Source organism: Kitasatospora sp. NPDC028055, from assembly GCF_040637885.1.
Lineage (GTDB): Bacteria > Actinomycetota > Actinomycetes > Streptomycetales > Streptomycetaceae > Kitasatospora.
Genome location: NZ_JBEZXE010000038.1, coordinates 18001 through 30559, shown reverse-complemented (window position 1 = coordinate 30559; position 12559 = coordinate 18001). Strand labels below are relative to the sequence as shown.

Here is a 12559-nt window from a genome sequence, read left to right as displayed (position 1 = left end):
ACCTTCCCCCGGCCCCTCCTGCCGAGTGCGCCCGGGGCTCACCTTTCACGTCACGAGCCAAGCCAGAGAAGGGAGTTCCCATGTCCGAGTGGGTGGCGCTGATCATCGCCATGGCGGCGGCCGGTGCCGTCGTGTTGGCCGTGGTGGTGCTGCGGCGCCGCAGTGCGGGCGCCGTCGAGAAGACCGACGAGACGCCGGACGTCATCGAGTACATCACGATGATGATCGGGGTGGTCTACGCGATCGTCGTCGGTCTCGCGATCGCGGGGGTCTGGGAGGCGCGCGGCGCAGCCCAGGACGACCTGTTCCGTGAGGCGCAGTCGCTGCGGGAGGTCAGCGACCGGGCGGTGGTCTACCCGGTCGAGTTCCGCGACCAGGTCCGGGCCGATGTCGACGCCTATGTCACCTACGTGGTGAACGTCGAGTGGGACTACATGGGCAAGAACGGCGAGATCACCGACAAGGGCACCCAGCTGCTGGACAAGATCCAGAACGAGCTGGTCTCCCGGACGCCGGCCTCGGACCTGGAGTCCCAGGCCTACCAGCCGATCACCGACCGGATCAGCCAGGCCTCCGACGCCCGCAACCAGCGCGGCCAGAACGCCGGGCCGACCATGCCGGGCGTGGTGTGGTTCGGGCTGATCGGCGGGGCGGTGGTGACCATCGGCATGATGTTCGCGCTGCAGATCCGGCACACCCCGAGGGAGTTGATGCTGGCGGCCTGTTTCAGTGTGCTGATCGCCTTCCTGCTGTTCATGATCTGGGACTTCGACGATCCGTTCGCCCGGAGCGTCTCGGTCACCACCCAGCCCTTCGAGGACCTCTTCCCCTCGCTCAACCTCAAGAGCTGAACCGGAGCGGACGCCGGTGGTCCCGAGCGGGGCCACCGGCGTCGGCTTGTCACTGATCGGGCGTCAGCGAAGGCTGCTGTCCAGCGAGTTGAGCATGGTCCCGGAGGCGTCGTCGTTCTCCAGGGAGAAGGCGAACAGCCCGCCCAGGCCCTTGCCCTTGGCGTAGGCGCCGCGGGCCCGGACGGCCTGCGGGGTGTCGCCGGTCCAGAAGTTGGTGCCGTCGTAGACCCAGCTGCTCTCCGTCACCGGGTCCCAATGGGTCTGCGCGGCGGTCGGGTTGAGCTCCTTCCAGGCGGCCAGACCGGCCTCCTGGCTGAGCGGCTTGGCGGCCGTCGGGCCGGTCGCGCTCTGGTACAGGCCGTAGTTCGCGCCGGCCGGGACGCCGGTCCAGCCGCGCCAGTAGAACGGGATGCCGAGCACGATCTTGCTCGCCGGGAAGCCGCCGGGGATGCCGTACTCGGGCAGGCCGGTGGTGTACGCGGTGAGCGTGGTGTCGACGTTGTACTTGCGGGTGCCGGGGGTGATCGGCGTGGTCGGGTCCGCCGGGCTGTCGTGCAGCGGGTCCTGGTGGTTGGTCGGCCCCTTGGCGTCCCAGGAGCCGTGCATGTCGTAGGACATCACGTCGGCGTAGTCCAGGTAGGCGCCGATCTTGTCCGTCTCCAGCTGGGCGATCTTGTCCTGGCCGCTGGGCAGCGCGGCGCTCAGCAGGTAGCGCTTGTCCTGGGCGGCGCCGAGGGCGTCCAGCTGGGTGCGGAACTCCTTGAGCAGCAGGGTGTAGTTCTGCTTGTCGGCGGGGGAGTAGTGGTTGCCGGTGTGGCCGCCCGCCGAGCCCGGGTACTCCCAGTCGATGTCGATGCCGTCGAAGATTCCGGCCGCCGAGGCCGCGCCGCCGGAGGCGTCACCGGCGACCCCGGTCGGCAGGTTCCCCTTGAGGAACATGTCGACGCAGGAGGAGACGAAGGCCTTCCGGGAGGCGTCGGTGGCGGCCGCGTCCGAGAAGTACTTGGAGTACGTCCAGCCGCCGATCGAGATGGTGAAGCGCAGGTTGGGGTACTTGGCCTTGAGCTGGCGCAGCTGGTTGAAGTTGCCCTTGAGCGGTTGGTCCCAGCCGTCCGTGCTGCCGTCCACGCTGTTGGCGGAGGTGTAGCCGTCCTGGTAGTCGGCGTAGGCGTCGCCCGCGCCGTCACCGGCGTTGGGGTCGGATTCGTTGGCCGAGTCGGAGGCCTTCACCGCCTGGAAGCAGGTGAACTTCGAGGGGTCGATGTTGGCGAAGGCGTAGTGGATGACGTCCAGCTTGCCGGCGGCGCCGCTGGTGTCGACGTTCTTCGGGTAGTACGCGTTCTCGTAGATGCCCCACTGGTCGAAGTAGGCCGCGCGGACCGGCTGTTGGGCGGGGGCGGCGGCGGTCGTGGTGCTCACCGGGGCGGACTGGGCGGAGGCGTGGCCGCCCGAGTAGCCCTGGACGCTGAACGTGTAGCCCTGCCCGGGCCGCAGCGAGCTGACGGCGACCGAGGTGCCCATCGAGGTGGCGACCAACTGGCCGTTGGACCACACCTTGTAGGCGACCGGGCCGTCGCCGCCGTTCAGGGTGGACGGCTGCCAGCTGAGCACCACGGCGCCCGAGGTGACCTTGCTGACCGTGACGCCGGTCGGGGTGGTGACCTTGCCGTCCCCGGCCGGGCCGCTCGCGGTGGCGGTGGCGGTCGGGCTGCCGGTGGGGCTGCCGGTGGGCGATCCGCTGGGGCTCCCGGTCGGCGAGCCGGTCGCGGTCGGACTGCCGCTGGGCGAACCGGTGGCCGTGGGGCTGCCCGAGGCCGTCGGGCTGGTGGACGCCGTCGGGCTGCCGGTGGCCGTCGGGCTGCCGGTGGCCGTCGGGCTGGTGGAGGAGGTCGGCCCGCCCGGCCCGGTCAGGGTGAGGTCGTCCGCGTAGTACGTGCCGGTGCCGTACCAGCCGTGGGTGAAGACCGTGACGGAGGTGGTGGTGGCGCCGGTGGTGAAGGTGCTGCTGAGCTGGCTCCAGCCCGACCCGCCGGGCGTCCAGTTGGAGGCGTTGACGCCGGTGCCGGTGGCGCCCAGGTACACGTAGCTGCCCTGGACCCAGCCGGCCAGGGTGTAGCTGGTGTTCGGCTGGACGGTGACGGTCTGCTGGCACTGCGCGGTGTCGGAGCCGGAGGCGGCGCCGCTGAGCGCGTAACTCCCGCCGTGCACCGGGGTGGTGACCACCGAGCCGTTGGAGCAGCTCCAGCCGGACAGGGTGCCGGTCTCGAAGCCGCCGTTGGCCAGCAGGTTGACCGGCGAGGCGGCGGCGGAGCCGAGGGTGAGGGCGAGGGCGGCTCCGCTGGTGGTCAGCGTGGCGGCCAGGGCCAGTGCGGTGGCCCGTCTGTGCCGGGCGGCCCGGCGAGCGGCTCGCCCCTGGGCGGGCAGGTCGGGCCGTGCGGGCAGGACGCGGTCGTGCATGCGGGGTGTCCTCCGGATGTGTGGGGGTTCCGGCGGTGCGTGGCCCGGACGGGCCGTGGGGAGCCGGCCCGGACGCGGTGGGGGCGGCCGGGCGGGGTGACAGGTGCTTGACGTTGACGGGTGCTCGACTGAACAGATTGGACTGGACCAATCTTCGCCGTCAAGGGTGTCCACCCGCTGGACCGACCCGGGCCGCGAACAGCGGCCTGCCGGTAGGTTGACCGGGACGGAACAGGCCCGCCGAACGGAGGAGCGCATGGACAGTCAGGGCTGGGACGACCGCTACGCCGCGAGTGAACTGGTCTGGGGCACCGCGCCCAACCGGTGGGTGGTGCGCGAACTGACCGGCCGCACCCCCGGCCACGCCCTCGACCTGGCCACCGGCGAGGGCCGCAACGCCATCTGGCTCGCCACCCAGGGCTGGGAGGTCACCGGCGTCGACTTCTCCGCCGTCGCCCTCGAACGCGCCGAACGCCTCACCGCCGAACTGCCCGACGAGGTCGCCGACCGCCTCACCTGGCGCCACGGCGACGCCCGTACCCACGAGGCCCCCACCGTCGGCTACGACCTCGTCCTGGTCGCCTACCTCCAACTGCCCGCCGCCGACCGCCGCGCCGCACTGCGCCGCGCCGCCGAGGCACTCGCCCCCGGCGGCACCCTGCTGGTGATCGGACACGACCTGAGCAACCTCACCGAGGGCGTCGGCGGCCCGCAGGACCCGGCCGTGCTCCTCACCCCGGAGGACGTCCTCGCCGACCTCGCCCCGTACGGCCTGCACGTCGTGCGGGCCGAACGCGTCCGGCGCGAGGTCGACACCGAACCCGGCCACCGGGGCGGTGCGAAGGGCGTCGCGATCGACACCCTCGTACGACTGGAACGGGGTGCCGTGTGACCGCGCGTCCCCCTCGCCGGCTGCTCCTCGCAGGCCTGGCCGCCGCCCCCTTGGTGCTCGCCGGCTGCTCCTCCGGAAAGAAGGACAAGGCCGACAAGTCCGGCCCGGTGGCCAGGGCCAGTGACCCGGGCGGCGCCGCCTTCGTGATGATCATCCGGCACGGCGAGAAGCCCGACGGCAACCAGCCAGGCGTGGACGAGAACGGCAAGCACGACGGCAAGTCCCTCACCCAGCGCGGCTGGGACCGGGCCAAGGCGCTGCCCACTCTGTTCGCCCCGCCCGCGACCGGCCTGCGCACCCCCGTCCGGATCTACGCCGCCACCGACCAGGGCCCGCTGGCCGGAGCCCACCGGATGCGGCAGACCGTCACCCCGCTGGCCGGCAAGCTCGGGCTGACCGTGGACACCGGCTACGCCGAGTCCCAGGAGTCCCAGCTGGCCGGCGCCGCGCTCGCCGGAACGCAGCCGGTGCTGATCTGCTGGGAGCACTCCCGGATCCCGCGGATCGTCGAGGCGCTCGGTGCGGCCGGCAGCGGGGCGCCGGGTACCTGGCCGGACCGGTTCGACCTGGTCTGGGTGTTCTCCCGGCCGGCCGGCGGGGCCTGGACCTTCCAGGAGGTGCGTCAGCACCTGCTGGAAGGCGACGCCTGATCCGCCCGGTCGCCCCGGCCCCGGCCCGCGCGCGGGCGGAACCGGTGGGGCTGCTGGGTGGGAGTGTCGCCGCCTGGGTAGGGGACCTGGACGGACGCCGTCCGATGATCATAGTTTCTCTGTGCACGATAGGTTCACGGCACGGACGGCGGCAGGAACGAGGAGGGCACGATGGCCGTTTCGCTGGCCAAGGGGCAGAAGATCAGCCTGGAGAAGCCGGGCGGTGGGCAGTTGAGCGTGGTCCGGATGGGCCTGGGCTGGCGGGCGGTGCAGCGCAAGGGCTTCCTGGCCAAACTGCTGTCCGTCGGGCAGGAGATCGACCTGGACGCCTCCGCGGTGCTCTTCGCCCACGGCAAGCCGCTGGACGTGGTCTTCTTCCAGCACCTCACCAGCAACGACGGCTCGGTCCGGCACAGCGGGGACAACCTGGTCGGCGGCGCCGGCGACGCGACCGACGACGAGTCGATCACCGTCGACCTGACCAGGGTGTCCGCCGAGGTCGACCAGATCCTCTTCACGGTGAACTCCTTCACCGGGCAGACCTTCCAGGAGGTCGAGGCCGCCTTCTGCCGCCTGGTGGACGAGACCACCGGTGTCGAGCTGGCCCGCTACACCCTCACCGGCGGCGGCCCCTACACCGCCCAGATCATGGCCAAGGTGCAGCGCACACCGGGCGGTTGGCAGCTGGCCGCGATCGGCCAGCCCGCCAGCGGGCGTACCTTCCAGGACCTCATGCCGGAGCTGGTCAAGCACCTGTGACCCGACCCGGGTTCCGGCCGGGGCCGAGTCGGCGACGGCGGCAGTCCGGCCGGTCGGGCCGTCCTGCCGCCGTCGGCGGTTCGGTGCGTGCGCGGGTGCTACTTCTTGGCGCTCGCCGAGGGGGAAGGCGAGAGCGAGGCGCTCGGCGAACCGCTCGGCGTGGCGGAGGAGGTGGCGCCGGGGGTCGCGGTGGCGCTCGGGCTGCCGCTGGGCGTCGGCGTCGGGCAGTTCGGGGCGGTGGTCGGGGTGGCCGACGGGGTGCCGGTGGGGGTGGCCGTCGGGCTGGCGGTGGGCGAGGGCGAACCGGTGGGCGTGGCCGTTCCGGTGGGTGTCGCGGTCGCGGTCGGGCTCGGGCAGGACGTCGGCGTGCCGGTCGGAGTGCCAGTGGGGGTGCTGGTGGGGGTCGCCGTCGGGGACGCGCTGCCGGACGGCGTGGTGGTCGGAGTCGTCGTCGGCGTGCCGGTGGGGGTGGCCGTCGCACTGGCGGAGGGCGAGGGCGAACCGCTCGGCGTCGGCGTGCCGGTGGGCTGCGCGGACGGCGTCGGAGTCGGCGTCACCGCAGGCTCCGTCGGCCGGCCGCCCGGCGTCGGGCCGGTGCCGCTGCCGCCGGTCGGGGTGGTGCCCGGGGTGCCGGTGGTGCCGGACGGCCGGAGGAAGGGGGAGGGCGTCGAGCCGGGCACGGTCGGGATGCCCGGGCGGTCCGCGACCGTGGTCACCTGGCCGCTGCCGAAGTGCGCCATCCAGTTGCGGACGGTGCGCAGGTACTCGGTGGAGTTGTTGTAGCTGAGGATCGCCCGGTCCAGCTGGGTGGGGTCGGAGAGGTCCCGGCCGCCCGCGCACAGGTAGCGCCCGGCGGTCTCGGCCGCGTCGAAGATGTTGTTCGGGTCGGCCGTGCCCTTGCCGGTGGCGTCCACGCCCCAGGAGGCCCAGGTGGAGGGGATGAACTGCATCGGGCCGACCGCGCGGTCCCAACGGGAGTCGCCGTCGTAGCGACCGCCGTCGGTGTCGGGTATCGCGGCGAAGCCGTTGCCGTCCAGTACCGGGCCGAGGATCGGGGTGAGCGTGGTGCCGGCGGTGTCCACCTTGCCGCCGTTCGCCTGGCCGGACTCGACCTCGCCGATCGCCGCCAGCAGCTGCCAGGGCAGGTGGCAGCCCGGCGAACGCTGCGCCAGGGAGGCCTCGGCCTTCTGGTAGGCGGCGAAGACGGTGGCGGGCAGCGAGGGCCCGTTGGCGGTGAACGGGCCGGCCGCGGGCAGACCGGGCTGGGTGCCGGGCGGCTGCGGCAACTGGACGGCGCTGCCGCCGTCGGCCGCGGTGCCGGGGACCCCGGCGGCCGGGCCGCCGAAGGGGGTGGCGGAGCCGCCCGGGGCCTGCGCGGCGGCGTCCTGTGCCTGCCCGGCGTCGGCGGCGGCGGCCGGGGCGAGCCCGAGGCCCGACACCTGAGAGCCGGTCAGCGCGGCCAGCGCGGCGAACGCCGCCGCCGTGCCGGTGACCCGCTTGCCGATTCGTACCTTTCGCCCGCCCTTGGTACTGCCGATCCTCGCCGCCATCTGCTGCCCCTCCCCATCGCCGTCCGGACCCTCCCGGAACGGTTGAGCCTTCGTCATCGTGCCCGTCCGCCGATCGGCGGCGCCCGCCGCCGCAACGATTAGTATCACGACGATCTGACAGGGACAGGATGGACGGGAGGCGGCCGCGAACCCGACGACGGGTGAACGCGGCGCCCCGGCCGCGGGCCGCCCGTCCGACCGCCGTGGCGCGGTGTCCGTGGCCCGCTCCATCTTCGCCGCCGCTAACGGGAGTTGACCGTAGGGCCAACGCCGGTCGGCCGGGTCCCCCGGCGGTCGGACGGGCGGTTCGAAGCGCGGGGGTGGTGCGTGGGCGTCGTTTCGGGCTCCCCGGCGGCGCCCGTCGCCGACCCCCTGACCTGGCCCGATGTCCGTCGCCGTGTGCGGCCTCCACTAGCAGGACGGACGGTCCGGCGCCAGAGGGCCTCCCCAACTCGGCCCTGGACGGATGACGTTCAGGTGAAAGTGGGCATGCCAGGAATCCCGGTCCGGCATGCTGTGCCGCGTGACCCTGTGGATGGAGGCTGAAACCGTGAGCGCGAACCTGCCGGAGACCGTCGCCGAGGGGGCGGTGGTCCTGCCGGCACCTCCTCGGGTGGTGAGCGACCTGGCCCGTGACCTGACCCAGGCCGCCGCCGCCGTCCGGGCGGTGTCGCGGAGCGGCCGTGCCGCCGGCGGGGACGTCGCGGTCGCCGCCTACACCGCCGTGGTGTGCACCGGGCGTTCGGCCGCGCACGCGCTGGAGGAGGCCGCCGCCTGGTGCCGGCAGGCCCCGGAGGCCGAGGTGCACTCGCTCGCCTGGGCGCGGGTGCCGGGGCACCGGCACGACGTCTTCGAGTACCGCGTCACCATGGCCGTGAGCTTCCCCGACGACGAGACCGGGGAGCACCTCGGGGACACCCACCACTCCCGCCGGTGAGGCCGTATCATCACCTGCATGGGTGATCGGGGTACGAACGAGACGGCCGGCGCGGCCGGGGGCGACGCCGCCAACAGGGCTGCGGCAGAGGCGACTTCGGATGCCGGCGAGCACGTCGACGAGCACCGCGCCGAGCACGGTGACGACGGCCCGCGCGAACTGTCGCGGGCCGCCGCCGTCGGTGCCACCGTGCTGGCGATCGTCTGCGGCTGCGCGGCGATGCTGGCCGCCCTCCACTGGTTGGGCTGGACCGTCCCGGGCATCGGCTGGATCGTCGCCAAGGTCGGGATCAAGCTGTCCGTGGGCGGCTTCCTCGCCCTGGCCGTGGCCGCCGAGCACCTGCGCGGCAAGCTCCGGCCGAAGTCCCGCTCCTGACCGGTCCGGTCAGGCCGGTCGGGCCGGCCGGGCCGACCGGACCCAGTGCCCCGGGGCTCAACCGGCCTGTGGCGCCGGGCAGGTGAGGTCGTGCTCGGGCGCCCGGCCGTCCAGCAGGTAGCGCTCGACGGTGGCCGTGACGCAGGGGTCGGAGCCCGGGTACTGGCCGTGGTTGCCGTTGCTGGTGACCGTCACCAGCCTGGAGCCGCGCAGCGCCCGGTGCGCGCCGAGCGCCGCCTCGTAGTACGTCGCCGGGTCGTGCAGGGAGTTGAGCATCAGCACCGGCGGCAGGTGGGCGCCGGTGACCTTGACCTCGGGCGCCGGGGCGGTCGGCCAGAGCGCGCAGACCGAGCTGAACGCGAGCGTGCGGGCACCGATCAGCGGGTAGCGCGCGGTGTTCTCCGCCCCGCGCTCGATCCAGGTGTCCAGGTCCTTCGTCCACGGGGTGTCGCCGCAGGTCACCGAGAAGTACTCGGCGAGGAACTCCGGGCTGAGGTACTGGCCGAACAGTCGGCGGGCGGTCTCCTTGGCGGCCGGATCGGCCTGCTGCCAGTCGTCCAGCGCGGTCAGCCCGCTCGCCAGGAGCGGAAAGGCCTTCTCGCTGTAGATCGCGTTGATCGTGCCGTTGTCCAGCTGGTTGGGGCCGAGCGTCAACGACCCGTCGGTGATCGGTCGGTCGTGCAGGGCGGCGCGCCGCTGCTCCCAGTGCGCGCCGACCTCCGCCGGGGTCGAGCCCCAGTGGTAGGTGGCGTCCCGGGCGGCCATCCAGGGCAGGAAGTCCTCCTCGAAGCGGCGCTGGAAGCTCATCGGCTGGCCCAGTTCGAACTGCTCCCAGGTGCCGTCGAAGCCGATGTTGCTGTCCAGCACCATCCGCTCGACCCGGTGCGGGAAGAGCGTTCCGTAGTAGGCGCCGATCATGGTGGCGTAGGAGGCACCGTAGTAGCTGATCTTCTTCTCGCCGAGCAGCGAGCGGTAGAGGTCCATGTCGTGGGCGGTCTGCTCGGTGGTCAGGTAGGGCAGCAGGTCGCCGCTGTTCTTCTCGCAACCCTCGACCAGCTTGCGGGAGTTGGCGACGACCCGGTCGACCGCCTCCGGGGACCGGTCGCGGTAGTCCCCGGCCAGGAACTCCTGGAACTCCTCCGGGGTCTGGCACGCGACGCGGGTGCTGCGGCCGACGCCGCGCTGGTCGAAGCTGACGATGTCGTACGCGGCGGCCACCGCGGGGGCGCCCTGGGCGAGGTCCATCGGCCGCAGCAGGCCCTGTCCGCCCGGGCCGCCGGCCGTCTCCATCAGTGCGCCCTTGCGGTGGGCCGGGTCGGTGGCGCGGTGCCGGGAGACGGCGATGCTCAGGTCGGCGCCGACACCGGGGTGGTGCCAGTCGCGCGGGACGGCCATGGTGGCGCATTCCAGGGCCGGTTGCCCCGCGCAGGGCTGCCAGTCGAGTGCCTGCCGGGCGTAGCGGGCGGGGGCGCGGTCGGCGTCCCCCGGGTTGCGGCCGGAGTCGGCGTTCGCGGTGGCGGGCAGGGCGAGGCCGGCGAGGAGCGCGGCAGCGAGGGCGGCGGCCGCGCGGCGGCCGTGGGATGCGGTGGTGTTCACGGGAACGATCATGTCCCGCCGGGTGGCTGACGCACGATGAAGCAGGACACCGTCCTCGGGGTGGTGCTGGATACACCCCTGGGCGGGCGTATCCAGCACCACGAACCCCGACGAGGCTTTCTTTGGCGGGCGGTTTCAGTAGGCGGCGGTGAACCGGGCGCGCCGGTGCACCGGCTGCTCGGCCTCGTCCAGCAGCGCGACGGCGAGGTCCTCCATGGAGATCGCCGAGTTGCCGTCGGCGTCGACCAGCAGCTCGTCCCGGCCGAGCCGGAACCGGCCGGTGCGCACCCCGGGTTCGAGCAGGGCGGCCGGGCTCAGGTACGTCCAGTCGACCTCCCCGTCCGCTCGGTAGAGCTCCAGCTGCTCGCTGCAGGCCAGGGCGATCGGCCGGATCTCCGCCGGGAAGCCGGGCGACTCCACCAGGATCGTGCCGTCGGTGCCCGGCACGGTGAGGCTGCCGGCCCCGCCGACGGCGAGCAGGCGCACGCCGGTTCCGGCCAGGCCGGCCAGCAGGCCCCGGGTGGTGGCGGCCAGTTCGTGCTCGCGGCCGGGCGCCGGGCGGGTGGCGGCGACCACCAGGTCCTGGCCGGCGGCGATCCGGGCGACGTCGGCGGGTTCGTCGGCGTCGCCGACGGCGAGCGTGACGGTGGCCGGCAGGCCGTGCGGCTTGGCGGGGTTGCGGACGACGGCCGTCACCTCGTGGCCGCGGGCGAGCGCCTCGGCCACGACCCGTCGGCCGACGTTGCCGGTGGCGCCGAACACGGTGATGCGCATGAAGGTCTCTCCTCGGTTCCTCTGAACGGGACTGCGATGGGGCACGGGTGGTGCGGGGTGTGCGCTGTGGGGTGTGGGGTGTGGGGTGCGGGGTGCGGGGTGCGGGGGGTGCGGGGTACGGGTTGCGGCGTGTGTGCTGTGGGGGTCAGGCCTTCTCGGGCACCGGGTCCGGCCGGAGGTCCGTCCCGGATCCGGCGGCCGTCGGGGTGGCCCGGCGGGGCCGCTGGGTCTGGGCGACGATCAGCGAGCCGAGGACGACCAGCGCCCCGAGCGCCTGCAGCGGGCTCAGGTCCTGTCCGAGCGCCAGCCAGCCGGCCAGGGTGGCGACCACCGGGCTGAGCAGGGAGAGGAAGGACAGCGAGGTCGGCGGCAGCGAGCGCAGCCCGCGGAACCAGACCGCGTAGGTGAGGGCCGCGCCGATCAGGCAGAGGTAGGCGTAGCCGAGCAGGTTGTCGGCGGTGTAGTGGGTGGGCGGGGCGCCCTCGCTCAGCAGGGTGGCCGGCACCAACAGCAGGCCGCCGGCGGTGAGTTGCCAGCCGGTCGTGGCGAGCAGCGGCGCGGGGGAGACCCAGCGCTTGGAGAGCACGACGCCGAAGGCCATCACCACCGCACCGCCGAGCGCGGCGGCCACCCCGGCCGCGTCCAGCCGGGCGCCGGCGCGCAGCACCAGCAGGCTGACGCCCGCCACGCCGGCGATGCCGGAGAGCACCGTGCGCAGGGTGAGCCGGTCGCCGAGCAGGGCCGCCGAGAGCCCGGCGGTGACCAGCGGCTGGACGGCGCCGACGGTGGCCGCGATCCCGCCCGGGAGGCGGTAGGCGGCGATGAACAGCAGGGCCTGGAAGGCGCCGATGTTGAGGGCGCCGAGGACGAGTGCGCGCCACCACCAGCCGCCCTTCGGCAGGGTGCGGGTGAGGGCGACCAGCAGCAGTCCGGCGGGCAGGCAGCGGATGACGGCGGCGAGGAGCGGGCGGTGCGGCGGGAGCAGTTCGGTGGTGACGAGGTAGGTCGTCCCCCAGACCGCGGGGGCGAGGGCCGTCGTCAGCAGGACGGCGAGGCGATTGCTTAGCACTAAGCCAATATATCTCAGCGCTAAGGCATTCTTCGGCGGATCCCACCGGTGATGTGGCTCACAGTTACCTCATCGCTAAGGGATCTGGTGGGCATCTACCCTGGACCCGTGGCAGATCATCTCGACCGCGTCGTCGCGCAGTGGGGCGCCGAGCGCCCCGACCTGGACGTCTCCCCGATGGAGGTGTTCGGCCGGCTCAAGCGGCTCTACCGCCTGGTCGACGCCGAACTCAACCGCACCTTCGCGGAACACGGCCTGGACGCGCCCTCCTTCGACGTCCTCGCCACCCTCAAACGCAGCGGCCCGCCCTACCGCCTCACCCCCACCGGCCTGATGCAGTCCGCCATGGTCACCTCCGGCGCCATCACCCAGCGCCTCGACCGCCTGGAAGCCCGGGGCCTGGTCACCCGCACCCGCAGCGACCACGACCGCCGCAGCCGCGACGTCGAACTCACCCCCGAGGGCCACGCCCTGATCGACCGCGCCCTCCCCGACCACATCGCCAACGAGCACCGCATGCTGGCCGGGCTCGACGAGGCCCGCAGGGCCGCGCTCGTCGACGCCATGCGCGCGCTGCTCGCCGACCTCGGGGACGACCCGGCCGGCTGACCGGCGGTTGGCCGGCAGTGCGACCGGTCGTTAATCGATT

Annotated in this window: 12 protein-coding genes; 7 read left to right on the top strand and 5 right to left on the bottom strand. The window is 73.4% G+C overall.

Annotated features, from left to right (window positions below; all coding sequences use genetic code 11):
• The first annotated feature begins 80 nt into the window (after positions 1 to 80).
• Complete coding sequence (locus tag AB0F71_RS29595) at positions 81 to 851, top strand: hypothetical protein (protein WP_360240470.1); 771 nt, start codon at positions 81 to 83, stop codon at positions 849 to 851.
• 63 nt (positions 852 to 914) lie between these two features.
• Here AB0F71_RS29595 and AB0F71_RS29590 read toward each other — a convergent pair whose 3' ends face one another.
• On the bottom strand, positions 915 to 3308 hold the full coding sequence (locus AB0F71_RS29590) for a glycosyl hydrolase family 18 protein (protein ID WP_360240467.1): 2394 nt from the start codon (positions 3306 to 3308) through the stop codon (positions 915 to 917).
• Between the two features lie 256 nt (positions 3309 to 3564).
• On the opposite strand from AB0F71_RS29590, the gene AB0F71_RS29585 reads away from it, so the two are divergent.
• The 3 genes from AB0F71_RS29585 (at position 3565) to AB0F71_RS29575 (ending at position 5609) form a co-directional block, all read left to right on the top strand.
• Complete coding sequence (locus AB0F71_RS29585; protein ID WP_360240464.1) at positions 3565 to 4200, top strand: class I SAM-dependent methyltransferase; 636 nt, start codon at positions 3565 to 3567, stop codon at positions 4198 to 4200.
• Positions 4197 to 4850 (top strand): hypothetical protein, encoded by a 654-nt coding sequence (locus AB0F71_RS29580; protein WP_360240461.1) that lies wholly within the window; start codon positions 4197 to 4199, stop codon positions 4848 to 4850. The genes AB0F71_RS29585 and AB0F71_RS29580 overlap by 4 nt, the downstream gene beginning before the upstream one ends.
• A 171-nt stretch (positions 4851 to 5021) precedes the next feature.
• Positions 5022 to 5609, top strand: a complete 588-nt coding sequence (locus AB0F71_RS29575; protein WP_360240458.1) for a TerD family protein — start codon at positions 5022 to 5024, stop codon at positions 5607 to 5609.
• A gap of 98 nt (positions 5610 to 5707) precedes the next feature.
• Here AB0F71_RS29575 and AB0F71_RS29570 read toward each other — a convergent pair whose 3' ends face one another.
• A complete protein-coding gene (locus AB0F71_RS29570; RefSeq protein ID WP_360240455.1) occupies positions 5708 to 7159 on the bottom strand; it encodes a lytic transglycosylase domain-containing protein in 1452 nt (483 codons plus the stop codon).
• Positions 7160 to 7709: 550 nt separating this feature from the next.
• On the opposite strand from AB0F71_RS29570, the gene AB0F71_RS29565 reads away from it, so the two are divergent.
• Entirely contained in the window at positions 7710 to 8096 is a 387-nt protein-coding gene (locus AB0F71_RS29565) for a hypothetical protein (protein ID WP_360240452.1), read from the top strand.
• An 18-nt stretch (positions 8097 to 8114) separates the two neighbouring features.
• Positions 8115 to 8471, top strand: coding sequence for a hypothetical protein (locus AB0F71_RS29560; protein WP_360240449.1), 357 nt, complete (start codon positions 8115 to 8117; stop codon positions 8469 to 8471).
• 57 nt (positions 8472 to 8528) lie between these two features.
• Here the strand turns inward: AB0F71_RS29560 and AB0F71_RS29555 are convergent, their stop codons facing one another.
• The 3 genes from AB0F71_RS29555 to AB0F71_RS29545 all read right to left on the bottom strand — a co-directional run bounded on the left by AB0F71_RS29555 (position 8529) and on the right by AB0F71_RS29545 (position 11910).
• Complete coding sequence (locus AB0F71_RS29555; RefSeq protein ID WP_360240446.1) at positions 8529 to 10067, bottom strand: alpha/beta hydrolase; 1539 nt, start codon at positions 10065 to 10067, stop codon at positions 8529 to 8531.
• A 135-nt stretch (positions 10068 to 10202) separates the two neighbouring features.
• Positions 10203 to 10841: an NAD(P)H-binding protein gene (locus tag AB0F71_RS29550; RefSeq protein ID WP_360240443.1), complete on the bottom strand. Its 639-nt coding sequence runs from the start codon at positions 10839 to 10841 to the stop codon at positions 10203 to 10205.
• Positions 10842 to 10986: 145 nt separating this feature from the next.
• A complete protein-coding gene (locus tag AB0F71_RS29545) occupies positions 10987 to 11910 on the bottom strand; it encodes an EamA family transporter (protein ID WP_360240440.1) in 924 nt (307 codons plus the stop codon).
• Positions 11911 to 12018: 108 nt separating this feature from the next.
• Here AB0F71_RS29545 and AB0F71_RS29540 point away from each other — a divergent pair, with 108 nt between their 5' ends.
• The gene (locus tag AB0F71_RS29540; RefSeq protein ID WP_360240437.1) at positions 12019 to 12519 is read left to right on the top strand and encodes a MarR family transcriptional regulator; all 501 of its coding nucleotides are present in this window, start codon (positions 12019 to 12021) and stop codon (positions 12517 to 12519) included.
• Positions 12520 to 12559 lie beyond the last annotated feature (40 nt).